The 24,391-nt window shown below is 65.7% G+C and carries 22 protein-coding genes; 13 read left to right on the top strand and 9 right to left on the bottom strand.

Annotated features, from left to right (window positions below; genetic code table 11):
- The 3 genes from edd to AC2FMD_RS01770 are packed head-to-tail and all read left to right on the top strand — an operon-like array spanning window position 1 to window position 3,689.
- A complete protein-coding gene (edd, locus tag AC2FMD_RS01780) occupies window positions 1-1,806 on the top strand; it encodes a phosphogluconate dehydratase (RefSeq protein ID WP_496743193.1) in 1,806 nt (601 codons plus the stop codon).
- A 4-nt stretch (window positions 1,807-1,810) separates the two neighbouring features.
- A complete protein-coding gene (eda, locus tag AC2FMD_RS01775; protein ID WP_496683347.1) occupies window positions 1,811-2,446 on the top strand; it encodes a bifunctional 4-hydroxy-2-oxoglutarate aldolase/2-dehydro-3-deoxy-phosphogluconate aldolase in 636 nt (211 codons plus the stop codon).
- A 52-nt stretch (window positions 2,447-2,498) separates the two neighbouring features.
- Window positions 2,499-3,689: a pyridoxal-phosphate-dependent aminotransferase family protein gene (locus tag AC2FMD_RS01770; protein ID WP_496743192.1), complete on the top strand. Its 1,191-nt coding sequence runs from the start codon at window positions 2,499-2,501 to the stop codon at window positions 3,687-3,689.
- Here the strand turns inward: AC2FMD_RS01770 and AC2FMD_RS01765 are convergent.
- The gene (locus AC2FMD_RS01765; RefSeq protein WP_496743191.1) at window positions 3,686-4,795 is read right to left on the bottom strand and encodes a pyridoxal phosphate-dependent aminotransferase; all 1,110 of its coding nucleotides are present in this window, start codon (window positions 4,793-4,795) and stop codon (window positions 3,686-3,688) included. The two genes, AC2FMD_RS01770 and AC2FMD_RS01765, sit on opposite strands and share 4 nt — an antisense overlap.
- A 144-nt stretch (window positions 4,796-4,939) precedes the next feature.
- Here AC2FMD_RS01765 and AC2FMD_RS01760 point away from each other — a divergent pair, with 144 nt between their 5' ends.
- The gene (locus AC2FMD_RS01760) at window positions 4,940-5,722 is read left to right on the top strand and encodes a crotonase/enoyl-CoA hydratase family protein (protein WP_496688455.1); all 783 of its coding nucleotides are present in this window, start codon (window positions 4,940-4,942) and stop codon (window positions 5,720-5,722) included.
- Window positions 5,723-5,749: 27 nt separating this feature from the next.
- Here the strand turns inward: AC2FMD_RS01760 and AC2FMD_RS01755 are convergent, their stop codons facing one another.
- On the bottom strand, window positions 5,750-6,916 hold the full coding sequence (locus AC2FMD_RS01755; RefSeq protein WP_496683337.1) for a benzoate/H(+) symporter BenE family transporter: 1,167 nt from the start codon (window positions 6,914-6,916) through the stop codon (window positions 5,750-5,752).
- 127 nt (window positions 6,917-7,043) lie between these two features.
- Window positions 7,044-10,205 carry a valine--tRNA ligase gene (locus AC2FMD_RS01750; protein WP_496794587.1) on the bottom strand — a complete coding sequence of 1,054 codons (3,162 nt, stop codon included), beginning with the start codon at window positions 10,203-10,205 and terminating at the stop codon, window positions 7,044-7,046.
- Between the two features lie 145 nt (window positions 10,206-10,350).
- Between AC2FMD_RS01750 and AC2FMD_RS01745 the strand changes: the two genes are divergently transcribed.
- Together AC2FMD_RS01745 and AC2FMD_RS01740 are read left to right on the top strand one after the other, a co-directional pair.
- Window positions 10,351-12,642, top strand: a complete 2,292-nt coding sequence (locus tag AC2FMD_RS01745; protein ID WP_496743187.1) for a xanthine dehydrogenase family protein molybdopterin-binding subunit — start codon at window positions 10,351-10,353, stop codon at window positions 12,640-12,642.
- Window positions 12,620-13,699: a T6SS phospholipase effector Tle1-like catalytic domain-containing protein gene (locus AC2FMD_RS01740; RefSeq protein WP_496713422.1), complete on the top strand. Its 1,080-nt coding sequence runs from the start codon at window positions 12,620-12,622 to the stop codon at window positions 13,697-13,699. The genes AC2FMD_RS01745 and AC2FMD_RS01740 overlap by 23 nt, the downstream gene beginning before the upstream one ends.
- A gap of 3 nt (window positions 13,700-13,702) precedes the next feature.
- Here the strand turns inward: AC2FMD_RS01740 and AC2FMD_RS01735 are convergent, their stop codons facing one another.
- Together AC2FMD_RS01735 and AC2FMD_RS01730 are read right to left on the bottom strand one after the other, a co-directional pair.
- Window positions 13,703-14,347: an NUDIX hydrolase gene (locus AC2FMD_RS01735; protein WP_496743185.1), complete on the bottom strand. Its 645-nt coding sequence runs from the start codon at window positions 14,345-14,347 to the stop codon at window positions 13,703-13,705.
- Window positions 14,348-14,353: 6 nt separating this feature from the next.
- Window positions 14,354-14,932 (bottom strand): GcrA family cell cycle regulator, encoded by a 579-nt coding sequence (locus AC2FMD_RS01730; RefSeq protein WP_496743184.1) that lies wholly within the window; start codon window positions 14,930-14,932, stop codon window positions 14,354-14,356.
- Window positions 14,933-15,058: 126 nt separating this feature from the next.
- Here AC2FMD_RS01730 and AC2FMD_RS01725 point away from each other — a divergent pair, with 126 nt between their 5' ends.
- Window positions 15,059-15,862 (top strand): ABC transporter permease, encoded by an 804-nt coding sequence (locus AC2FMD_RS01725; RefSeq protein ID WP_496684134.1) that lies wholly within the window; start codon window positions 15,059-15,061, stop codon window positions 15,860-15,862.
- Here the strand turns inward: AC2FMD_RS01725 and AC2FMD_RS01720 are convergent.
- On the bottom strand, window positions 15,852-16,742 hold the full coding sequence (locus AC2FMD_RS01720; RefSeq protein ID WP_496743200.1) for a DMT family transporter: 891 nt from the start codon (window positions 16,740-16,742) through the stop codon (window positions 15,852-15,854). The two genes, AC2FMD_RS01725 and AC2FMD_RS01720, sit on opposite strands and share 11 nt — an antisense overlap.
- Before the next feature lie 295 nt (window positions 16,743-17,037).
- On the opposite strand from AC2FMD_RS01720, the gene AC2FMD_RS01715 reads away from it, so the two are divergent.
- The 3 genes from AC2FMD_RS01715 (at window position 17,038) to AC2FMD_RS01705 (ending at window position 19,621) form a co-directional block, all read left to right on the top strand.
- Entirely contained in the window at window positions 17,038-18,225 is a 1,188-nt protein-coding gene (locus AC2FMD_RS01715) for an aspartate aminotransferase family protein (RefSeq protein ID WP_496794586.1), read from the top strand.
- Between the two features lie 68 nt (window positions 18,226-18,293).
- The gene (gene argF / locus AC2FMD_RS01710) at window positions 18,294-19,220 is read left to right on the top strand and encodes an ornithine carbamoyltransferase (RefSeq protein WP_149775691.1); all 927 of its coding nucleotides are present in this window, start codon (window positions 18,294-18,296) and stop codon (window positions 19,218-19,220) included.
- A 56-nt stretch (window positions 19,221-19,276) separates the two neighbouring features.
- Window positions 19,277-19,621 (top strand): 5-carboxymethyl-2-hydroxymuconate Delta-isomerase, encoded by a 345-nt coding sequence (locus AC2FMD_RS01705; RefSeq protein WP_496794585.1) that lies wholly within the window; start codon window positions 19,277-19,279, stop codon window positions 19,619-19,621.
- A gap of 14 nt (window positions 19,622-19,635) precedes the next feature.
- On the opposite strand, the gene AC2FMD_RS01700 is transcribed toward AC2FMD_RS01705, so the two are convergent.
- Entirely contained in the window at window positions 19,636-20,241 is a 606-nt protein-coding gene (locus AC2FMD_RS01700) for a ferric reductase-like transmembrane domain-containing protein (RefSeq protein ID WP_496743179.1), read from the bottom strand.
- Window positions 20,242-20,246: 5 nt separating this feature from the next.
- Window positions 20,247-20,735: a twin-arginine translocation pathway signal gene (locus AC2FMD_RS01695; RefSeq protein WP_496794584.1), complete on the bottom strand. Its 489-nt coding sequence runs from the start codon at window positions 20,733-20,735 to the stop codon at window positions 20,247-20,249.
- Window positions 20,736-20,941: 206 nt separating this feature from the next.
- Here AC2FMD_RS01695 and AC2FMD_RS01690 point away from each other — a divergent pair, with 206 nt between their 5' ends.
- From AC2FMD_RS01690 to AC2FMD_RS01680, 3 genes are all read left to right on the top strand, one after another.
- On the top strand, window positions 20,942-21,784 hold the full coding sequence (locus tag AC2FMD_RS01690) for a phytanoyl-CoA dioxygenase family protein (RefSeq protein ID WP_496743176.1): 843 nt from the start codon (window positions 20,942-20,944) through the stop codon (window positions 21,782-21,784).
- A gap of 102 nt (window positions 21,785-21,886) precedes the next feature.
- Window positions 21,887-22,849 carry a pirin family protein gene (locus AC2FMD_RS01685; protein WP_496684119.1) on the top strand — a complete coding sequence of 321 codons (963 nt, stop codon included), beginning with the start codon at window positions 21,887-21,889 and terminating at the stop codon, window positions 22,847-22,849.
- Window positions 22,850-22,927: 78 nt separating this feature from the next.
- Window positions 22,928-23,923: a 2-dehydropantoate 2-reductase gene (locus tag AC2FMD_RS01680; protein ID WP_496794583.1), complete on the top strand. Its 996-nt coding sequence runs from the start codon at window positions 22,928-22,930 to the stop codon at window positions 23,921-23,923.
- Here AC2FMD_RS01680 and AC2FMD_RS01675 read toward each other — a convergent pair.
- Window positions 23,920-24,375 carry an NUDIX hydrolase gene (locus tag AC2FMD_RS01675; RefSeq protein WP_496743378.1) on the bottom strand — a complete coding sequence of 152 codons (456 nt, stop codon included), beginning with the start codon at window positions 24,373-24,375 and terminating at the stop codon, window positions 23,920-23,922. The two genes, AC2FMD_RS01680 and AC2FMD_RS01675, sit on opposite strands and share 4 nt — an antisense overlap.
- Window positions 24,376-24,391 lie beyond the last annotated feature (16 nt).

The raw sequence follows: 24,391 nt of genomic DNA, 5'->3' as shown, positions 1-24,391 counted from the left end.
ATGGTTCACAACGTCATCACCGATGTCACCCAAAGAATAATTGAGCGCAGCGCCGATCCCCGCCGCACCTATCTGCAGCGGATGGAGCAGGCTCGGTCCGAAGGGCCGGCACGCGCGCATCTGTCCTGCAGCGGCCAGGCCCACGCCTATGCCGGGGCAGGGGCCGATCAGCAGACGCTGGCCACCACCAGCGTGGGCAATCTAGGCATAGTCACCGCCTATAACGACATGCTGTCGGCGCATCAGCCGTTCGAGCGCTATCCCGAACTGATCCGGCGCGCGGCCCGTGCCGCGGGCGGCACCGCGCAGGTGGCGGGCGGGGTGCCGGCCATGTGCGACGGGGTCACGCAAGGTGAGGCCGGGATGGAACTGTCGCTGTTCTCGCGCGACGTGATCGCGCTCGCGGCGGCGGTGGCGCTCAGCCACAATACATTTGACGCGGCGGTGTTCCTGGGGGTCTGCGACAAGATCGTGCCGGGGCTGGTGATCGCAGCGCAGAGCTTTGGCCATCTGCCGGCGGTGTTCCTGCCCGCCGGCCCGATGACCAGCGGCCTGCCCAACGACGAAAAGGCCAAGGTGCGCCAGAAATTCGCCGCCGGCGAAGCCACGCGCGAAGAACTGATGGCCGCCGAAATGGCCGCCTATCACGGGCCGGGCACCTGCACCTTCTACGGCACCGCCAACACCAACCAGATGTTGATGGAGTTCATGGGTCTGCACCTGCCGGGCTCTAGCTTCGTCAACCCCAACACGCCGCTGCGCGATGCGTTGACCGAGGAAGGCGCCCGCCGTGCCCTGTCGCTCAGCGCGCTGGGCAACAATTACTCGCCAGTGTGCCAGATCCTCGACGAACGGGCTTTCGTGAACGGTATCGTGGGGCTGATGGCTACGGGCGGGTCGACCAACCTGCTGATCCACCTGATCGCCATGGCCCGTGCCGGGGGTATCGTGCTGGACTGGCAGGATTTCTCGGACATCTCGGGCGTCGTGCCCCTGGTCGCGCGGGTCTATCCCAACGGTTTGGCCGACGTGAACCATTTCCACGCCGCGGGCGGGCTGGGGTATGCCATCGGCACGTTGCTGGACGAAGGCCTGTTGCATCCCGACACGCTGACCGTGGCGGGGCAGGGGCTGCATCACTACACGCAGGAACCCAAGCTGATCGATGGCGCGCTGGTCTGGGAGGACGGCGCCGGCCACAGTCTGAACGAAAAGATCCTGCGCCCTGCCAATGACCCGTTCCAGCCCACCGGTGGCCTGTCGCGCCTGAGCGGCAATCTGGGTACCGGCGTGATGAAGGTCTCGGCCGTGGCGCCCGAACACCAGGTGGTCGAGGCCCCTGTGCGCGTCTTCCACGACCAGGACGAGGTCAAGGCCGCGTTCAAGGCCGGCGAGTTCACCGGCGATGTCATCGTCGTGGTCCGCTTCCAGGGGCCCAAGGCCAATGGCATGCCAGAGCTGCACTCGCTGACGCCGATCCTGTCGATCCTGCAGGGGCGCGGGCAGAAGGTGGCTCTGGTGACCGATGGCCGCATGTCGGGGGCCTCGGGCAAAGTGCCCGCGGCGATCCATGTCTGCCCCGAGGCGCTGGATGGCGGCCCGATCGCCAAGCTGCGCGATGGCGACCTGCTGCGCGTCGACGCGGTGCAGGGTCAGCTTGAAATCCTGACCCCCGGCGTGCTGGACCGCCCCGTCGCCACCGCCGATCTTTCGGCGCATCAATACGGGGTCGGCCGCGACCTGTTCACCACGTTCCGCAACGCCGTCGGCTCGGCCGATGCCGGTGCCAGCATTTTCGGAGCCTGATCCTATGTCCGCAAAAACCCAACGCACCCGCGAGATCTGCGGATTGGCGCCCATCGTCCCGGTTCTGGTCGTCGATGACGCCGCGCATGCCCGCCCGCTGGCCGAGGCACTGGTGGCCGGTGGCTTGCCCGCGCTCGAGGTGACCTTGCGCACGCCCGCCGCGCTGGACGCGATCCGCGCCATGGCGCAGGTGCCCGGCGGGGTCGTGGGGGCCGGCACACTGGTCACGCCCGAAGATGTCCGCGCCGCGAAAGAAGCCGGCGCGCAATTCGGCGTATCGCCCGGTGCTACTGATGCCCTGATCGCCGCCTGTGAGGCCGAGGGCCTGCCGCTGCTGCCCGGCGCGGCCACCGCGACCGAGGCGATGCGCCTGCTCGAGCAGGGCTATGACATGCTGAAATTCTTCCCGGCCGAAGCTTCGGGCGGGGCGCCTGCGCTCAAGGCGATCGGCGCGCCGCTGCCGCAGATCACCTTTTGCCCGACAGGCGGCGTTTCGCCCGCCAACGCGCGCGACTACCTGTCCCTGCCCAATGTGATCTGTGCGGGCGGCAGCTGGGTCGCGCCGAAACAGATGGTGGCGCAGGGCGAGTGGGCGAGGATCGAAGCCCTCGCGCGTGAGGCGGCCGCGCTGATGGATTGACCTCGCCTGACCCGGCGCTAGGGTGGGCGCCATATCAGGCAGGTTGATCCACATGACAGACAATATATCCTTGGCCCAAGGGCGAAGTTATCTGGCCATTCCGGGCCCTTCCGTGATTCCGGACGCGGTGCTGCAGGCCATGCACCGCCCGTCGCCCAATATCTACGCCGGCGAGTTGGTCGAGATGATGCCCGACCTGACGGCCGACCTGCGCCGCGTGGCCCGTACCCGGCACGAGGTGGCGATCTACATCGCCAACGGCCACGGCGCGTGGGAGGCGGCACTGTCCAACGTTCTGGCGCCAGGGGAAACCGTGCTGGCTCCGGCTTCGGGGCGGTTCACCCATGGCTGGGCGGAAATGGCCGAGCGTCTGGGCGTGAAGGTCGACCTGATCGATTTCGGCCCTTCCAACCCGTGGGACATGGACCGGATTGCACAGACCCTGCGGGCTGATGCCAACCACCGGATAAAGGCGGTTCTGGCGGTTCATGTGGACACGTCCAGCTCGATCCGCAACGACATTCCGGCGCTGCGGGCGCTGCTGGACGATCTGAACCACCCGGCATTGCTGATGGCGGATTGCATCGCCTCGCTGGGCTGCGACCGTTTCGAGATGGATGACTGGGGCGTCGATGTCATGGTCACCGCCTGCCAGAAGGGGCTGATGACCCCGGCGGGCATGTCCTTCGTGTTCTTCAACGACCGGGCCAAGGCCAAACGGGCCGCGATGCCGCGGGTTTCGGGCTATTGGGACTGGCAGCCACGATCAGAGCCCGACTGGTTCTATCAGTATTTCGGCGGCACCGCGCCAACCCACCACCTGTATGGTCTGCGCGCCGCCCTGGATCTGATCCATGCCGAAGGGATTGAGCAGGTCTGGGCCCGCCATGCGCGGCTGGCACAGGCCGTCTGGGCCGCCTGCGAGAGGTGGGCCGAGGGCGGGGCGCTGCACCTGAACGTTGGTGATCGCACGCATCGCAGTCATGCCGTCACCGCCCTGCGCCTGACCGAGGGTCGCGGCACGCCCCTGCGCAGCTATACCGAGCGGCATTTGGGCCTGACCTTGGGTATCGGGCTGGGCATGGCGGACGAGGACGCGTGTTTCCGGCTGGGCCACATGGGCCATCTGAACGGTCACATGGTCATGGGCCTGCTGGGCGGCATCGAAACCGCCATGGCCGCGTTGGAGATCCCGCGCGGGTCCGGCGCGCTCGAGGCTGCGGCGGCGGTTCTGGCGGGCTAGGCGTTGCGCGCTGCCGCCAGCGCCTGCGGCAGGGCGGCGGCAAAGGCGTTCAGGTCGGCCTCGGTGCCGCAACTGACGCGGATGCAGCGGTTCTGCGGGGCTGCAAAGGGCATCCGCACGAAGATCCCCTGCGCCACCAGCGCCTCCAGCACTGCCTTGGCAAATGCTCCGTCGCGCCCGCAGTCGATCGCCACGAAATTGGTGGCCGAGGGCAGCCGGCTCAGCCCGTTGTCACGCGCAATCGCGCCGATCCGGTCGCGGGCCGAGACTATCCGCGCCTGTACCTGCGTCAGCCAGTCTTGATCGTGCAGGGCGGCCAGCGCCCCGGCCTGCGCCATGCGGTTCATGCCGAAATGGTTGCGCACCTTGTTGAAGGCCGAGATCAACCCGGGCGCTCCGATCGCATAGCCGACCCGCGCGCCGGCCATGCCGTAAACCTTGGAAAAGGTGCGCATCCGGATCACGCGCGGATCATCCGGCGCGACCGGCGCGGCGGTGCCGTCAGGCGCGCATTCCACGTAAGCCTCGTCCAAAACCAGCAGACAGCCGTCCGGCAGGGCGTCCAGCGCCGCGACGATGTCCGCGCCGCGATGCCAGCTGCCCATCGGGTTGTCCGGGTTGGCCAGATAGACCAGCTTGGCCCCGACCTCGGCCGCCTTGGCGAACAGGGCGGCCGGGTCTTCGTGATCGTTGGCATAAGGCACCTTGTGGATCGCCCCGCCATAGCCCGCGACGTGGTAGTTGAAGGTGGGATAGGCCCCGTCCGAGGTCACGACCGCATCGCCCGGACCGACCATCAGGCGCACCAGATAGCCCAGAAGCCCGTCGATGCCTTCGCCGACCACGATGTTGTCGGGGTTGATCCCGTGGTGATGGGCCAGCGCATGGCGCAGATCGTGGTTCTCGGGGTCGCCATACATCCAGATGCCGTCAGCGGCCTGACGCATCGCCTCGATCGCGCGGGGCGAGGGGCCGAACACGCTCTCGTTCGCGCCCAGCCGGGCGACGAAGGGCGCACCGCGCTGGCGCTCCTGCGTCTCGGGGCCGACGAAGGGCACGGTTGCAGGCAGGGATTGGGCAAGCGGGGTGTATCTGGGTCCGGTCATGGGCGCAGATAATCCCAAGGGCATGGCCGGGGCAAGCCTTGCATGGGGCCGGGGCGTCCGCACTGATCTGCCCTCACGTCGGGCTGGCGTCGGCTGCGGGTTTCGGGGCATGGTTTGCCCGGAACATCAAACCCGGAGGCCCAGATGGCGCGCGTATCAGTCGAATACAGGAACCACATCGCCCATGTCACCCTGACCCGCGGCGACAAGATGAACGCGCTGGATGATGCGATGATCAAGGCGATCCTGGCAGCGGGGCAAGAGGTCGCCGCCTCGGACGCCCGTGCCGTGGTGCTGTCGGGCGAGGGCAAAAGCTTCTGCGCGGGGCTCGACATGGCCAGTTTCGCGACCATGGCGCACAAGGACCCGACCGAGTGGCTGATGACCCGCAGCCATGACGACGCGAATGAGATGCAGGAACTGGCGCTGGTCTGGCGCCGCGTGCCGGTGCCGGTGATCTGCGCCATTCAGGGCGTGGCTTATGGTGGTGGCCTGCAGATCGCGCTGGGCGCCGATATCCGCATTGCCCATCCCGACGCCAAGCTGGCCGTGATGGAGATGAAATGGGGCATCATCCCCGACATGGGCGGCATGGTCCTGTTGCCGAAACTGGTGCGGTCGGACGTGCTGCGCCTGCTGACCTACACCGCGCGGCCCATCGGTGCTGCACAAGCCGCCGATTGGGGGTTGGTCACCAGCCTGTCGGATGATCCGCTGACCGAAGCCATCGCACTGGCCGAGGATATTGCGGGCAAGAGCCCCTCGGCCATTCGCGCCGCGAAACGTCTGATCGAGGTGGCCGAATGCAAGTCGCGCGCCGAGGTTCTGCTGGCCGAATCCGCCGAACAGGTCGAATTGATCGGCAAACCCGACCAGATGGAAGTGGTGATGGCCCAGATGCAGGGCCGCAAGCCCGAGTTCAAATAGAGCTCGCGTGCCGCAGCCAATTAGGCCTCAGCCCCGCAGGCGCGTCGTCACCCCATAGGCGATGCCGCCTGCCAGCAGACCCCAGACCGCCGCGCCCAGGCCGAACACGGTGATGCCCGAGGCGGTGATGGCAAAGGTCAGGATCGCGGCTTCGCGCTCGGCCGGAACCTCGAGTGCGGCGAAGGTGGCATTGGCCATGACCCCGATCAATGCCACGCCGGTCAACGTGCCCATCAGCATCGGATCGGCATGGGCGGCAAACCCGGTGATGGCCACAGCGAATACCCCGAACAGGCAATAGAACACCCCAGCCATGACCGCAGACCAAAAGCGCTGATCCCGGTCGGGGTGGCTGTCCTCGTTCGAACACATGGCGGCGGTGATGGCCGCGAGGCAGGTCGCAGGCGCGCCGAAGAAGGCCGACAGGATGCTGGCCCCACCCACGGCCGAGAACAGCCGTCCTGCGACCGGGGCATAGCCAAAGCTGCGCATGACCGCGATGCCGGGGATGTTCTGAGTGGCCATCGTGACCACGAATAGCGGCACCCCGATGCCAATCATCGACGGGACCGAGAAGGTGGGCGTGGTCCAGACCGGCGCGGCCAGCAGGTGGTCGGGGCGGACCGATGGGCCGTCAGAAAACAGAACGACGACCAGCGCGGCGGCCAGAACGGCGGTGGGGACCGCCAGCAGTCTGTGCACGCGTCCAGCGATGAACCAGGTCAGGATCACCGGCAGGGCCTGCCAGGGGATCTCGACCGCGGCCTTGAACGGGACGATGCACAGCGGCAGCAGCACCCCGCCCAGCATCGCCTGCGCCAAGGAGGTGGGAATGGCCGCGGCCAACCGCCCCACAGGGCGCCACAGCCCGGCCAACACGGTCAGCGCACCTGCAAACAGGAACGCGCCGGTGGCACCCGAGAATCCCGCAGCCGGCGCGGCCGAAACCGCCAGCAGCGCCGCACCGGGCGTGGACCAGGCTACGCTGATCGGTTGGCGGTACCACAAGCTGAGCAGGATGGCAGCCAGCCCCATGGCAAGGGCGGCCATCATCAGCCCCGATGCCGCCTGCGGCCCCGAGGCACCCATGGCGTCCAGTCCCTGCAGGACAATCGGAAACGAACTGAAAAAGCCGACTATGGCCACGACCAGCCCGGTTGAAACGGTCTGCATCGGCGGAAAGGGTCTGGACATGGGGCCCTCGGTGGATTGGTCCCGAGATTGCTAGCAACCGTTTGGCCCGGTGAACAGGGGTGGGTGGAAAAAACCCCGCCGGGCGTGCGCGGCGGGGTTTCTTCGAGCGAGTGCGGGGGCTGACGGATCAGGCGATCTCGGCCAGTCGGGCCAGCGCTTCGTTGATGCGGGCCTCTTCCTCTTCGCGGGCGGCTAGGTTGGCCTTGGCCTCTTCCACCACCTCTTCCGGGGCCGAGGCCACGAATTTGGGGTTGTTGAGACGCCCGCGCAGACCGCCCAGTTCCTTGGCCAGTTTGCCCTTGGCTTTTTCCAGCCGTTCCTTTTCGGCGCCGATGTCGATGATGTCGGCCAGCGGCAGGCCAAAGGACGCGCCGGGCGCCGCGATCGAGATCGTGCCCTTGGGCAGCGTATCGGCCTTGGTCAGGCTGTCGATCCGGGCCAGCCGCTTGATCAGCGCCTCGTTCCGGTCCCAGGCGGCTTGGCCGTGGGCGTCGATCTCGGTCACCAGCATCGGCACGTACAGGCCCGCCGGAACGCGCATCTGGGCGCGGGCCGAGCGGGTGTTCTCGATCACCGAGATCACCCAGTTCATCTCGCGATCCGCGTCGGCATCGACCAGATCGGCAGCGGCATAGGTTGGCCAGTCGGCATGCACCAGCATCTTGGCGCGGGTGCCGGTCAGGCCCCACAGCTCTTCGGTGATGAAGGGCATGATCGGGTGCAACAGGATCAGGCACTGATCCAGAACCCAGCGCATGGTGGCGCGGGTCTCGGCCTGGGCCTCGGCATCGTCGCCCTGCAGCAGCGGTTTGGACAGTTCCACGTACCAGTCACAGACCTTGCCCCAGACGAAGGCATAAAGCCCGTTGGCGGCATCGTTGAAGCGATAGCTCTCCAGCGCCGCGTCGACCTCTTCGCGCACGCGGGCGGTTTCGCCGATGATCCAGCGGTTCACGGCGGCCTTGGGCTGCAGGTCGGCCACGTCAAGCTGCGGCACGGCGTCGGTGAAGACCTCGTTCATCTCGGCAAACCGGACGGCGTTCCACAGCTTGGTGCCAAAGTTGCGATAGCCGGTGATGCGCTCGCGCGACAGTTTCAGCACGCCGCCGATGGCTGCCATCGAGGCGTTGGTAAAGCGCAGCGCGTCGGCGCCGAACTCGTCCACGATTTCCAGCGGGTCGATGACGTTGCCGGTGGTCTTGGACATCTTCTTGCCCTTCTCGTCGCGGACGAGCTGGTGCAGATAGACAGTGTGGAACGGGATTTCGTTCACCACGGCCAGCTGCATCATCATCATCCGGGCGACCCAGAAGAACAGGATGTCGAACCCGGTGATCAGGACATCGGTGGGGAAGTAGCGCTCCAACTCCTCGGTCTGTTCGGGCCAGCCCAGTGTGCCGATGGGCCACAGGCCGGACGAGAACCAGGTGTCCAGCACATCCGGGTCGCGCCAGACCGGATAGACCAGCTTGGTCGGATCGCGGTCGATCGCGTATTGCGCCAAGCTTTCGGCGAACCGGTGGATCGCCTCGTGCTTGTCGGCCACCTCGATCACCGTGGCGTGGCTGAGCGGGCTGGGAATGTCGGCATTGTCATCCAGGAACTTTCCGGTGACGTCCTCGAAGCTGGCGGCGCACTCCATGACCGCGCCCCGGTGCAGCATGCCGCCTTCGTTCAGCAGCCGGCCCAGTTCGACCAGGTCCAGCTCGCCGTCGTTTTCGTCATCCTTGAAATCCTCGGCCGACAGGTCCAGCCCGTACCAGACCGGAATCTGATGCCCCCACCACAGCTGGCGGCTGATGCACCAGGGCTCGATGTTCTCCAGCCAGTGGTAATAGGTCTTTTCGCCCGATTCCGGGATGATCTTGACCCGGCCGTCGCGCACCGCGTCCAGCGCGGGGCCCACGATCTTTGACGTCTCGACGAACCACTGGTCAGTCAGCATCGGCTCGATCACCACCTTCGAGCGGTCGCCGAAGGGCTGCATGATCGGTTTGCTTTCGACCAGCGGCACCAGCGCGTCGGCGCCCTCGGCATCGGGTTTCAGCGCGGTCGATCCCAGGCGCGGATCGTCCGCGCGGGTCATCACGGCCAGACCTTCGGCGGTGATTTCTTCGACCACCTTGGCGCGCGCCTCGAACCGGTCCAGGCCGCGCAGATGGTCGGGCACCAGGTTGATCGCGTCGATCTCGTTCTCGGTGAATTCGCGCCCACGCGCATATTGCTGGGCCTTGGCGGCTTCGTCCGCGTAGGGCGCGCCGTCGGCCCGCATGTGGCCGCGCGTGTCCATCAGGCGGTACATCGGGATCTTGCCGCGCTTGGCCACCTGATAATCGTTGAAGTCATGCGCGCCGGTGATCTTCACCGCGCCCGAGCCGAAATTCGGGTCGGGGTATTCGTCGGTGATGATCGGGATCTGGCGGCGATGCTCTTTCGGGCCCACCGGGATTTCGCACAGCTTGCCGACGATCGGCGCATAGCGTTCGTCCGACGGGTGCACCGCAACCGCGCCGTCGCCCAGCATGGTCTCGGGGCGGGTCGTGGCGATCGAGATATAGTCGCGCTCTTCCTCGAGGATGACGTTCCCGTCCTCGTCCTTTTCGACGTAGGCGTAGGTCTCACCCCCGGCCAGCGGGTACTTGAAGTGCCACATATGGCCGGCGACCTCGATATTCTCGACCTCGAGGTCCGAGATCGCGGTCTCGAAATGCGGGTCCCAGTTGACCAGCCGCTTGCCGCGGTAGATCAGGCCCTTGTCGTACATGTCGACAAAGACCTTGATGACCGCGTCATGGAAGTTGGGGCTGTTTTCGTGGCCCGTGCGCGGGTCGCCGGCCGCGCCGGCCATGGTGAAGGCGTTGCGCGACCAGTCGCACGAAGAGCCGAGGCGTTTCAGCTGTTCGATGATGGTGCCGCCGTACTGGCCCTTCCACTCCCAGACCTTGGCCAGAAACTCCTCGCGCGTGTAGTCGGTGCGCTTTTTGCCTTCCTCGGCCATCAGCTTCTTTTCGACCTGCATCTGGGTGGCGATGCCGGCGTGGTCCTGGCCGGGTTGCCACAACGTGTCGAACCCGCGCATCCGGTGCCAGCGGGTCAGGATGTCCTGCAGGGTGTTGTTGAACGCATGGCCCACATGCAGCGCGCCGGTCACGTTCGGCGGCGGGATCATGATGCAAAAGCTCTCGTCGCGCGACTTGTTCGCGCCTGCCTTGAAGGCTCCGGCCTCTTCCCAGGCCTTGTAGATCCGGGCCTCGGCCTCGGCCGCGTTGAATGTCTTGTCCATCGCCATCGGGTGCGTCCTGCGTCATCGATCTTGGGTCAGCGCCTGCAATAGCGAATGGCGGCGGGAAGGGAAAGGGCCAAGCACCCCGCGCACTGGACATCCGCCGCATCACGGCTAGGCTCGCGGTCTGAGGCAGCGAAAGGGGCGCGTCATGGAAAAGTTCGGCAAAAGCCAGCCGGTCTCCAGGACCGAGGATCAGCGGTTCCTGACCGGGCAGGGGCGCTACATGGACGATACGGTACCACCCGGCGCACTGCACGCAGTGTTCTTTCGCAGCCCGGTGGCGCATGGCGACATCACCGGGCTTGACCTTGACGCCGCCCGCGCCGCGCCCGGCGTGCGGCTGGTGCTGACCATCGATGACCTGATCGCCGCCGGAATCGACCCGGTGCTGAGCGCCACTATCATTGTCAACCGCGATGGCACCCGCGCCGCCAATCCCCCGCGCCACATGCTGGCCCGCGACCGGGTGCGGTTTGTCGGCGAGCCGGTGGCGATGGTCGTGGCCGAAACGCTGACGCAGGCCCGCGACGCCGCCGAGCTGATCTGGATGGACACCGCCGACCGCCCCGCCAAGCTGGACCTTGCGCCGGGCGGTGAGCCGCTGCACCCCGAGGCGCCCGACAACCGCGCCTTTGACTGGGCCGTGGGCGACGAGGCCGCGACCCAGGCCGCCTTTGACGCCGCCGCCCATGTCGTGTCGCTGCAGGTGGCCGACAACCGGGTGATCGTGAACTCGATCGAGCCGCGCGGCTGCAACGCGGTCTGGTCCGATGGGCGGCTGCATTTCAGCTATGGCGGGCAGGGTGTCTGGGGAATGAAGGCGCAACTGACCGACAAGCTGCGGCTGGACCCGCAGGCGGTCCATGTCACAACGCCCGACGTGGGCGGCGGGTTCGGCATGAAGGCGATGCCGTATCCCGAGTATTTTTCGGTCGCGGTAGCGGCGATGCAACTGGGCCAGCCGGTGCACTGGATGTCGGACCGGACCGAGGCGATGCTGTCCGACCACCACGGGCGCGACCTGACCTCGCTGGCCGAACTGGCCTTTGACGAGGATCTTCGCATCACCGCCTACCGGGTGCACAGCCGGTGCAACCTGGGCGCCTACAACAGCCATTTCGGCCAGGCGATCCAGACCAACCTGTTCAAATGCGTACTGCCTGGCGTCTATGACGTGCAGAAAACCTATTTGCGGGTCGAGGGGTTCTATACCAACACCACCCAGGTCGACGCTTATCGCGGTGCCGGCCGCCCCGAGGCGATCTATGTGCTGGAACGCGCGATGGACCGCGCCGCGCGAGAACTGGGCGTCGATCCGTGGGAGCTGCGCCGCCGCAATTTCATCAGGCCCGACGCCTTTCCCTATGTCTCGGCCACAGGTGAAACCTACGACGTGGGCGATTTCGACATGGTCCTGTCCCGCGCCGCCGAACAGACCGCCGGTTTCGCCGCGCGCAAGGCCGCCGACGCCGAACGCGGTCTGATCCGAGGGCAGGGGATTTGTTACTATATTGAAAGCATTCTGGGCGACCCTTCCGAAGGCGCAAAAATTGAATTCTGTCAGGACGGCACCGTGAATCTTTATGTCGGGACGCAATCGAACGGGCAGGGGCACGAGACGGTCTACGCCCAGTTCCTGTCGGATCAGACGGGGATTCCGGCCGACCGGATCCGGGTCGTGCAGGGCGACAGCGACCGCATGGCGCAGGGCGGCGGCACCGGCGGGTCGCGCTCGGTCACGGTCCAAAGCGCGGCGACGCTGGTCACGATTGACCAGATGATTGCCGCATTCACGCCCTATCTGGCGGATAAAATGGGGGTCGAGGAAAGCGATGTGACCTTCGACCATGAAACCTTTCGCGCGCCGGGGTCGAACCTGACGCCCACGCTGATCGAAGCGGCTGAAATGGCCCGCGCGGATGGCCGCACCGACCTGCTGCAGCACGAGGCCCGCACGCGGCTAGAGGCGCGCAGCTATCCCAACGGCGCCCATGTCGCCGAGATCGTGATCGACCCGGAAACTGGCACAACATCGGTCGACCGCTATACGGTGGTCGATGATTTCGGCAACCTCATCAACCCCATGCTGGCCGAAGGCCAGGTGCATGGCGGGGTGGCGCAGGGTATCGGCCAGGCGCTGTGCGAACACGTTGTGCATGATGCCGAAGGGCAACTGCTGACGGCTACTTTCATGGACTACGCCTTGCCCCGCGCCGACGACCTGCCGATGATCAGGTTTACCTCGGCGCCGGTTCCGTCAACGGCCAACCCGATGGGAATGAAAGGCTGTGGCGAGGCAGGCACGGTCGGCGCATTGGCGGCCGTGGCAAACGCAGTTCAGGACGCGCTGTGGGATCACGGGGTGCGACAGGCGGACATGCCTTTTACACCTCGCAGGGTTTGGGAAATGCTGTCGGATGCAGTTGACGTGGATCGGTAGAAAACTCCTCGGATGGCTTGGCCGCCCGCTGCGGTCGGAACATTCCGGTGAAACGCGTCATCGCGAGCCGATCAGCCATGTCATCATCCTTGACGGCACCATGTCCACGCTGGAACCCGGCCGAGAAACGCATGCCGGCCTGACCTATCGGATGTGCCGCGAGATGGGCGGTAACGTCTCGGTGTTCTACGAAGGCGGTGTCCAGTGGGACAGCTGGAAATCCACGTTGGACGTGATGATGGGACGCGGGATCAACCGGCAGATTCGCCGGGCCTATGGCTATCTGGCGTCGCGCTACAAGCCGGGCGACCGGATTTACTTGATCGGGTATTCGCGCGGCGCCTATGGGGTGCGCAGCCTGGCGGGCGTGATCGACATGATCGGGCTGCTGCGCCCCGAACACGCGACCGAGCGCAACATCAAGCAGGCCTACCGCCACTATGAGAACAATCCGCGCGGCAAGGCCGCGCAGGATTTCCGGCGGCTTTATTGTCACGATGGTGTCGAGATCGAGATGATCGGCGTCTGGGACTCGGTCAAGGCACTGGGCCTGCGGCTGCCGCTGCTGTGGCGCCTGGCCGAAGAGCGCCACGCCTTCCATCATCACCATCTGGGGCAGGCGACCCGAAACGGCTATCACGCGCTGGCGCTGGATGAGACGCGCGAAGTGTTCACTCCGGTCCTGTGGCAGGACACCGCCGACTTCAAGGGCCGTGTCGAACAGGTCTGGTTCCGTGGCACCCATGGCGACGTGGGCGGGCAGCTCAGCGGGTTCGAGCCGGCGCGGCCGCTGGCCAACATTTCGCTGGTGTGGATGCTGGACAAGGCCGAATTGCACGGTCTGCCGCTGCCCGAGGGCTGGCGCAGCCGGTTTCCCACCGATCCGCACGCGCCATCGGTCGGCACCTGGCGCGGGTGGGGCAAGATCTTTCTGCTGCGCCGCCACCGGTTGGTCGGGCAGGACCCGTCGGAACGACTGCATGTCTCGGTATCACCCAACGAGCTGCCGAAATGGGTGCATCTGCCGGCCGGGCCGCATTCGCACCCCGCGCAATAGGTTTCAGTCGAAACTCGCCGGACTGGGCGCACGGCGATGCGCGTCAAAGGCGGCGTGGATATCCGCCTCGAGGTTGCGCACCTGCGAAAGGGCGGGCAGCGCATCGGGCGCGAAGCAGCCCGCATCGCTGGTTTCGGCGCCTGGCTGCGGCGCGGTGCCGGACTCTGGGTCGCACAGGAAGAACAGCTTGTAGAAATCGCGGGCATCCGCCGGGTAGGGGTGCCGCGCCTTGTGGCGCAGGGCGTACAGGCTGTGCGCCCTGACTTGCAGCCCGGCTTCCTCAAAGACCTCGCGTTCGATGTTCTCCGCCGGAGAGCTACCAATATCTGCAAACCCGCCCGGCATGGCCCACAACCCGTCGCTGCGCTCGCGCACCAGCAGGATGTGGCCGTTCTGGATCACGGCGCCGCGGATGTCGATGCTGGGGGTGGCGTATCCGCCTGCATGGGGCGGTATCAGCCCCTCGATCCGCGACACGGGCACCCGGCCCAGATCGGCCAGCATGGCGCGGGCGATGCCGGCGATCTCGTCATAACGCTCGCGGTCGAAACGGTCGGTGGTAAAGTGCTGGCCTGTCTCGGCCAGCGCCAACAATCGTTTGGCCTGCGCCAGCCAGATATCCTCCGTCGCGGTCGGATCCCGGCGCACCGGGTATTACCGACGCCGGTCGCGGCGCGCACTCATGGGTTGGAAGGCGACACCCACATGCGCCTCGCAATAGGGTTTGCCCGGCTCGGCCGGCAGACCGCAGAACCAGAAATCATCCGTGGCCGGATCGCCCACGGGCCATTTGCAGGTCTTCTCGGTCAGTTCCATCAGAGACAGCTTCTTGGCCTTCTTCTCAACCTCGTTGACCTTGGCAAGCGCCTCGGGGCTGATTTCATTGGCCGAGGGCTGCGGCGGCAGCGGCTGGCCGGCCGGAATGATCTGGCGGCGCGGCGGCGTGGCCGGTTTCGCCTCGGCGGCCGGCGCGGCTGCCGCGGTGCGGGCCGGCTCGGTCTTGGGGGCGGGTTTGGGCTTGGTTTCGGCCTTGGGCGTGGGGGCTGGTTTTTCCTTGGGCTCGGCCTTGGCCGGTGCGGCGCCGGTGGTCCGGTTCGACAGGCCCAGGCGATGGACCTTGCCGATCACCGCATTGCGGGTGACCCCGCCCAGTTCCTTGGCGATCTGGCTGGCCGACTGGCCTTCGCCCCACATTTTCTTGAGCAGTTCAACGCGCTCGTCTGTCCAGGACATGGGTAGCCTTTCAAAAGCGGGAAAGCGGCCTCGGTCACGGGCCGCCTTCGGAATTCGTCTCAGCGCCCTATTCTAATCACTGCGGGCCGAGTTACAAGCGGTCATCGAATCAGATTGGGGGCAGGAATGCAGAATCTCGCGGATCAGGACATGCGCCGTTTCGGAGCGGTCAACTGGATGGGGTTGTGGACACTGGCCCAGCGCGAAACCCTGCGCTTTCTGGCGGTCTGGACGCAGACCCTGCTGGCGCCTCTGGTCACCGCTGGCCTGTTCCTGCTGATCTTCAACATCGCTGTCGGCCCGGGGCGGCCGGATGTGATGGGCGTGCCCTTTCTGACCTTTCTGGCGCCCGGGATCATGATGATGACGGTGATTCAGAACGCCTTTGCCAACACTTCGTCCTCGATGGTGATCTCCAAAGTGCAGGGTAACATCGTGGACACGCTGATGCCGCCGCTGTCACCGCTCGAAATCCTGCTGGGCTATCTGGCGGGCGGCATTGCGCGGGGCGTGCTGATCGCGCTGGTCGTGGCAGCGGCCCTGGCGCTGGTGTTGGGGCTGGTGCCGGCGCATCCGCTGATCGCGCTGGCCTTCGTGGTGCTGGGCGGTGCGTTCATGGGCGGTCTGGGCCTGTTTGCGGGCATCTTCGCCAACAAGTTTGACCAGATGGCGGCCATCACCAACTTCATCGTCACCCCGCTGGCCTTCCTGTCGGGCACCTTCTACTCGGTCGAGGCGCTGCCGCCGCTGCTGAACCGCCTCAGCCATGCCAATCCGGTGTTCTACCTGATCGACGGGCTGCGGTTCGGGATGATCGGCGTGTCGGACAGTTCGCCGCTGCTTGGGCTGGCCGTCTGCGGCGGGGCCACGTTGGCCGTCTGTGCGGTGACTTGGCAGATGCTGCGCACGGGCTACCGGCTCAAGGCCTGACCCGCCGCGCCCGACCTTCGCGCCACACCAGGATCAGCGCTCCGGTCAGGATGATGCCCGACCCGGTCACGCTGACCGCATCCGGGATCACGTCGAACACCGCAAAATCGTACAGGCCCGCAAAGATTAGCGTGGCATAGCTGATCGGCGCCACGAACGAGGCATCGGCCCGCGCCATGCCGTTGACGAAACAGGCCTGCGCACAGGCCATCAGCACCCCGATCCCGACCAGCGCTGCCCATTGCGCGGACGCAGGCGGTGCCCAGACCGCCAGCACCGCGACCGTGGCGATGGTCACACCCATCGCGTTGTTGACCAGCAGGATCTGGATCGGCGCCTCGCGGCCCGACAGTTTCTTGATGAAGATCAGCTCCATTCCGATCACAGCCGCCGCACTCAGCGCCAGCAGGGCGGCGGGCTGAAAGCTTGCGGGCGTCGGGCGCAGCAAGATCAACGCGCCCGCCAACGCCACCGCTGCGGCCAGCCAGCGCCACGGGCCGACGCCCTCTTTCAACAGCGGGATGGCCAGCACCATCGCGAATACCGGGTTCAGGAAAGATATCGCGGTGGCATCGGCAATCGGAATGTAGGCGACCGAGGCGAACATCAGCGAAATCCCCGCCCAGCCGAAACTGGTGCGGCCCAGATGCAGCCCCCAATGCGGTCGCCGCAGCCGGGGGCGCAATGCCGCGACGGTGGCCGCAATTGCGACGAAGGCAAACAGGAACCGCCCGTGACTGATCTGCAGCGGATGCAGCGGCGGGCCCAGCGTATCTGTTCCCAGCGCCTTGGCCAGCAGCGTGGTGCCCGCGATGAAGGCGCTGGCGCAAAAGATCAGACCGGCGGCCAATGCCGGGTTGTGAGCCTTGGGCGTGAACATGGCCCAGCGGTGCGGCAGAGCGGCCCGAATGACAAGCCCCAAACGCCCACGGTTCCAACAAATTCAGCTGTCGTCGCGATTTCGGCTTTTCACATCGTGACGGTCCCGCTATACGAGCACGCATGATCAAAACCGTGCATATCCTGCCGCTCCGACGCCGACGCATCACCGCGTAACCGGCCCGTTTGATCCTGCGCGCGCGACCCAAATCCGCGCATCTCTCACCAAATCTGTTGACGAACCCGGTCTCAGTGTTTCAGTCACTGGGTTCAAGTTTTCCAAAAAGGATGATCCGATGATCCCGTCCGTTCTGCCGACCTACAATCGTGCTCCGCTGACCTTCGTTAAGGGCGAAGGCGCTTGGCTGACCGAGGCGGACGGCCGACGTTTCCTTGACCTGGGCGCGGGTATCGCTGTGAACGCGCTGGGCCATGCCCACCCGGCCCTGGTCAATGCCTTGACCGAGCAGGCGCATGCGCTGTGGCACGTGTCGAACCTGTACCAGATTCCGCAACAGCAGGCGCTGGCCGACAAGCTGGTGGATCTGACCTTCGCCGACACTGTGTTCTTCACCAATTCGGGCACCGAGTCCTGCGAACTGGCGGTCAAGATGGCCCGCAAGCATTTCCACGACAAGTGTCAGCCGGAAAAGGTCGAGATCATCACGTTCGAGGGGTCTTTCCACGGCCGGTCCTCGGCGGGCATCGCCGCGGCCGGGTCCGAGAAGATGACCAAGGGGTTCGGCCCGCTGCTGCCCGGGTTCGTACATGTCGCCTTCGGCGATCTGGACGGCGTGACCAACGCGATCAGCGACAAAACCGCCGCGATCATGATCGAGCCGATCCAGGGCGAGGGCGGTATCCGCCCCGTCCCCGATGTCGAGCTCAAGGCCCTGCGCCAGATCTGCGACGACAATGGGCTGCTGCTGATCCTTGACGAGGTGCAGTGCGGCGTCGGCCGCACCGGGAAACTCTTTGCCCATGAATGGACGGGCATTACGCCCGACATCATGATGGTGGCCAAGGGCATCGGCGGGGGCTTTCCACTGGGTGCGGTGCTGGCCACCGAAGCGGCCGCCAGCGGCATGACCGCGGGCACCCATGGGTCGACCTATGGCGGCAACCCGCTGGGCTGCGCGGTGGGCTGCGCGGTTCTGGACCATGTGGCGACACCGGCCTTCCTGGACGGCGTCAACCGCAAGGCGGGGCTGTTGCGCCAAAAGCTCGAGGGCCTTGTCGCCGATCACCCCGACGTGTTCGAAGAGGTCCGCGGATCCGGCCTGATGCTGGGTTTGAAATGCAAGGCGCCCAACGCCGACGTGGTCACGGCCGGTTATGACAACGAAGTCATCACTGTGCCCGCGGCCGACAACGTGATCCGCCTGCTGCCGCCGCTGACCCTGACCGAGGATGACATTGCCCAGGCCCAGATCTGCCTCGAGAAAGCCGCCCGGCAGGTTCAAAGCCAACTCGCCTCGGCCTGACGCCCCCTATTCCCAAATGCGCCGGGGGCGACGCCCCCCGGCAACCGACAGTGAAAAAGCGAACCGACATGAACCATTTCCTTGATATCCACAAAACCGACGCCGCCGCGCTGCGGTCGATGATCGACCAAGCCGGCGCGATGAAGCAGGCCCGGTTGGGCCGTCCCAAGGCCGCACCCGACGACGAACAGCCGCTGGCCGGCCGCATGGTGGCGCTGATTTTCGAAAAACCCTCGACCCGGACCCGCGTTTCGTTCGATGTGGGCGTGCGCCAGATGGGCGGGCAAACCATGGTGCTGTCGGGCAAGGACATGCAGCTGGGCCATGGCGAGACTATCGCCGACACCGCCCGCGTGCTGTCGCGCTATGTCGACATGATCATGATCCGCACCTTCGACGAAACCATCCTGACCGAGATGGCCGAATACTCGGACGTGCCGGTGATCAATGGCCTGACCGACCGCACCCATCCTTGCCAGATCATGGCCGACGTGCTGACCTACGAGGAACACCGCGGCCCCATCGCCGGGAAAAAGGTGGTCTGGACGGGTGACGGCAACAATGTCTGTGCCTCGTTCCTGCACGCGGCGGGCCAGTTCGGTTTTGACCTGACCTTTACCGGCCCGGCCCAGTTCGACCCCGAGGAAGAGTTCATGGGTTTCGCCCGCCAGAAGGGCTCGAAAATCGTGATCGAGCGCGACCCATACAAGGCCGTCGAAGGCGCCGATCTTGTCGTGGCCGACACCTGGGTTTCGATGCACGACTCGCAGTCGGCCAAGGAGCGCCGCCACAACCTGCTGCGGCCCTATCAGGTCAACGCGGAACTCATGTCCCACGCCAAACCCGATGCGCTGTTCATGCACTGCCTGCCCGCCCACCGCGAGGAGGAAGCGACCTCCGAGGTGATGGACGGGCCGAACTCGGTGATCTTTGACGAGGCCGAAAACCGCCTGCACGCGCAGAAGGCGGTGATGCGCTGGTGTTTGGGGGTCTGAAGCCCCTTAGAAATTCTATGGGAGCCGCTGGTTCTCTTTCAATTCTGGAGGCTCCCATGCCGCACGTCGTCCTGGAATTTTCAGCCGGGCTTGAGCAATCGCATGATTTTCAAGCCATATGCGAAGATCTCTATAAGGTCCTCGCCGCGCATGAGGAATTTGACGCACCAACGCTCAAAATCCGCGCGATGCCGATCCCGTATTCCCACATCGGGACCGAGCCGCAGTCGTTCATTCATGCCACTCTATTCCTGATGCAGGGCCGGGACGAGCCGACGCGAACCGAACTGAACGCAATCATTCTGGATGTTCTGGCCGCCGCTGCACCGGCGGTCGGCAGCATCACGGTGCGGGATGTAGAGATGAACCGCGCCACCTATGCAAAGCGCCTGGCGACCTGAGCTGCGCCTGCCGTCTAAACTCGCGGTTTCACGTCCCAGACCTGCAATCTGATCAAGGCCCCGACGCAGGCGAACAATACAAGCCCACACAATGCGGCCTTGGTGACGGTTTCCATTGCGCCCTCGATCAGCAGGGCATGTACGACGGTGCCTAGAATGGTCACCAGCGCAAGACTGGCATGGGCCAACCGCCAAAGGCGGAACCGCCATCCCAGCCGGCTGCGCAGCGCGGCCAGCGCCACGGCGGCGAACGCTGCCAACATGGCCACCACGCCCCAGGCAGAGAAAGGGGTAGGCGACCGGAAAAGCAGGGCATCCACCACATCCGGGGGGCTGGTGACCCACAGCCCGCCGACGTGCAGGACAATCATGGCGATCAGGGTTATCCCGACCCAGCGGTGCACCATTCGGCTGCTCATCGCCGTCAGCCCCGGCAACACGCGCGCGGCCAGCAGCGGCTGTACCAGAAGCAATCCCAACCCGATGATCCCGGCAAAGCCTGCTGCGATGTAGATCGGGCTGCGCCATGCCAGATACGGGCTGAACCCCGCCACCACCACAGGCACCGCAACGGCGGCGATCAGCGCCAGCCAGACCGCGAGGGCGCCCGGGCGCGGCACCTGGTTCAGACCGGTTGCAGAACGAAATGCGCGGCGAGGGTCTTGTCGCGCGCACTGGACATGATCGGGCGCAGGAACACGGTCTCGAATTCGCCGCTGTCATAGGCCAGATGTCCGTGCGGCTGACCAAAGGCGGGCACGATCTGCGGCATCTCCAGCCGGAATTCTCCGTTCGCATCTGTCAGGGTGGCGCCGTGGCTCTGAGGATCGCGCTCGTGGCCTTCGGTGGTATGCGCCCAGATCTGGATGCGCTGACCTGGCAGGTGCGCGCCGTCGCCGGCCCGCCGTACTGTGCCGGTCATCCAGAAGCCGCCGCCGCCGATCCGGTCGACGATCGGCGCGCCCGGGCGATAGTTGTTCGATCCGCCCCGCATCGACGGAGTGGGGGCCAGGCCCTCAGCCCGCGCGGGCAGGATCAGGCCGCTGCCGGCCGTGGCGACCAGTGCGGTACCGGCCACCAACATGGTTCTTCGGTTCAGTGAATCTCCGGGCATCTAAACCTCTCCTGTGCTGACCCGGCAGCTGTTCCAACCGCCACAGTGGAAGAATAGCACGATCGCGGCTCATTCCGAGCGTTCCGGGCAAAAACCGGCCAACCGGCGGACGAAAGCGCATGGAATGGACCAAGGCGGCAATAATCTTTGACGCCTGCGCCATTCGGGTGCGATCCTTTTCTTTGCGCCACCAAGGGGGGAAGCCGATGACAGATGCCAACCTGCTGACAAAGGATGAAATCGCCGCCTTCCGCCGCGATGGTGCGGTGATGCTGCGCCAGAAATTCAGCGCAGACTGGCTTGAGTTGCTGCGCGCGGGCATCGACGCCGATCTGCAAACCCCGACCGAGAACTTCACCCGCCACACCAAGGACCCGGACGCGCCTGCCTATCTTGAGGATTACTGGGCCTGGAGCAAGATCCCCCAGTTCGAGGAATTCGTCCGCAACTCGCCCTGCGCGCCGATAGCTTCCGAATTGCTGGGCGCCGCGCCGATCAATCTGGTGATGGACAACTGGTTCCTGCGCGAGGCCGGATCGACCTCGCGCCCGCCATTCCATCAGGACCTGTCCTATTTCGATTTTGAAGGCTCGATGTGCGTGCTGTGGCTGCCGCTTGAACCGGTCAGCAAGAACAACGGGATCGCTTTCGTGCGCGGCTCGCACCTGTGGGACAAGCTGTTCATGCGCGTACGCTTTGCCGACGGGCACCCCAGTTACGAACCCACGCAGGTTGCAGGCCGCACCTATCACCCGCCACCAGACGTGAATGCCAACCCCGGCGCCTATGACCTGCTGCAATGGGATATGGATCTGGGCGACTGCATCTATTTCGACATGCGCACGCTGCACGGGGGGCTGTCCTCGGTCACGCCCACGGAAACCGTGCGCCGCTTCACCCTGCGCATGACCGGGCCGGACGGGGTGATCCGGTATCGCGGCGATTGGGCCAAGGAGGAGCGGGCGCAGTTTGAGGCCGCCGGCTATGCCGAGGGCGACCGGATCGCCGGCCCGTTCTTCCCGCAGCTCTGGCCCCGCGCACAGGGCTGATCCGGGCTGCAGCCTATCTGTGCGCAGATGCACTTTGTCCGCCGGTATTTTGCGCTAGATTGGCAAGAGTGAACATCCCGCCGCACTGGATTGGAGGCCGACATGAGCTGGAACCCCACCCACAGCCCCGAATGCGTCAGCGAAGGTTCGGCGCTGGAAACCCTGATCATCCCGCGCGCCCGCGATCTGGGCGGGTTCGAAGTGCGCCGCGCGCTGCCCTCGGTCAAGCGCCAGTTGGTGGGGCCCTTCATCTTTTTCGACCAGATGGGACCGGCCGAGTTCATCACCGATGGCGGCATCGACGTACGCCCGCATCCGCATATCGGGCTGGGCACCGTTACTTATCTGTACCAGGGCGAATTTGAACATCGCGACAGCCTCGGAACCCATCAGATGATCTATCCCGGCGAGGTCAACTGGATGGTCGCGGGCCGCGGCGTCACCCATTCCGAACGCACCAGCGCCGAAACCCGCGCCAAGCGGCACAGCCTGTTCGGCATCCAGACCTGGATCGCGCTGCCCGAAGCGCACGAAGACATGGCCCCCGATTTCGAACATCACAAGCAGGCCGCGTTGCCACATATCCAGGATGCCGGTGTCAGCGCCCGGCTGATCCTCGGCTCGGCCTATGGGGAAACCAGCCCGGTCACGATGCTGTCGGAAACCTTCTATCTGGACGTGCAACTGGACCCCGGCGCCGCCTTCCCGTTGCCCGACGATCACGAGGATCGGGGCGTCTACGTCACCCAAGGCTCGGTCGAGATCGCGGGTGACCGGTTCGAGGAAGGCCGCATGATGGTCTTCCGCCCGGGTGACCGCCTGTCGGTGACTGCCGGGCCGGCGGGGGCGCGGCTGATGGTGCTGGGCGGAGCCACGATGAATGAGGATCGGTATATCTGGTGGAACTTCGTTTCTTCCTCGAAGGACAAGATCGAAACGGCGATCCGCGAATGGAAATCCGCCGATTGGGCCAACGGCGCCTTCCACCTGCCGCCGGGGGACGAGGACGAGTTCATTCCGATTACCCCGGAACTGGAACGCACCAAGCCCCGGCGCGCGCGCTGAACGTCACGTCAGCGCCCGCCCGGCTTGCCTGCCCAAGGGATCCCGGCGATCCTTAGCGGCAAACGGGAAGGGGACGGCATGAGACTGGTGATCGCGGGCGCGGGCAGCATCGGATGCTATTGCGGGGGGATGCTGGCCGATGCCGGCCACCACGTAACCCTGCTGGGCCGGGCGCGGGTGCTGGACTCGATCCGGCAGAACGGGCTGACCGCGACCGACTATTCGGGCCTGCGCAAAACGATCCCTGCCGACCGTCTGACCCTTTCTGAAGACCCTGCCTGTCTGTCCGACGCCGATCTGGTTCTGGTCACAGTGAAAACCGGCGCCACCGTCGAAATGGCCGGCCTAATCGCCGCGTACACCCCGGCCGCGGCCCCGGTCATTTCGTGGCAGAACGGGATGGAAAACGCCCGCACCCTGCGCACCGCGCTGCCCGGACGGGACGTGCGCGCCGGGATGGTGCCGTTCAACGTGGTGCCTGCCGGTCCGGCCACCTGGCATCGCGCGACATCCGGCGACATCGTGATCGAGTCCGGTCCCGGCGCGCTGGCCCGCCGCCTGTCCACGCCCGATCTGCCCGTCACCGAAACCGACGGGATCGACGCAGTGCAATGGGGCAAGCTGGTCATCAACCTCAACAATGCGCTGAACGCGCTGTCGGGTCTGACCCTGCGCGAGCAGCTGTTGAACCGCGACTGGCGCCGCTTGATGGCTGACCAGATGGCCGAGGCGCTGGCGGTTCTGGCCGCCTCCGGGCGCCCCGTGGCCTCTACCACGCCGCTGCCGGCCTCGATGACGCCGCATATCCTGCGCCTGCCCACGCCGCTGTTTTCGCGCATCGCGGCGCGGATGCTGACGATCGACCCCGCCGCGCGCACCTCGATGGCCTATGATCTGGATGCCGGTCGCCCGACCGAAATCGACAGCCTGCAGGGCGAGATCATCCGCTTGGGCCGCGAAACCGGCGCGCCGACCCCGATCTGCGACCGGGTGGCAGAGCTGATCACGCAGGGCGATACGGGTCCGCTGACCCCCGACCAGATTCGTGCCGGGCTGCGCTCTGCCGTTGGTTAGATCCGCAACAGCAGCTTTTTCAGCTCCGGTTCGTGGACGCGTTCGGACGCCTCTTGCGGCGAGACCCATTCGCGGGTGCGTTCGTGCATTTCGGGAAATTCATCGGCCAGATCGGTGACCCGCAGCCGATAGACCGTGGTGCAAACCGGATCGATCGCGCCGCTTTTGCGGACCTTGCCGTAGCAATAGCTGCCGACCGGCTCCGGATCGACCTCGGCGTTGCGCACGCCGGCCTCTTCCCAGGCCTCCTGCGCTGCGGCCTCGGCCCCGTTCAGCCCGTCAATCGGCCAGCCCTTGGGGATGATCCACCGCCCGGTGTCGCGACTGGTGACCATCAGCACCTGCGTATCGCGGCCATCGCCACGGGTACACAGCGCCGCGAACTGCACGAGGCGCGGACGCTGAAACAGGGGTTTCAGGACCCCCTCCCAGAATTTGTGCAGCCATGTCATTGCGGGTGCCTGCCGT

The sequence above is a fragment of the Ruegeria sp. BHSC276 genome (assembly GCF_059612945.1).
The sequence above is the reverse complement of the archived record's forward strand: the minus strand, read 5'-3'. Positions and strand labels throughout refer to the sequence as shown.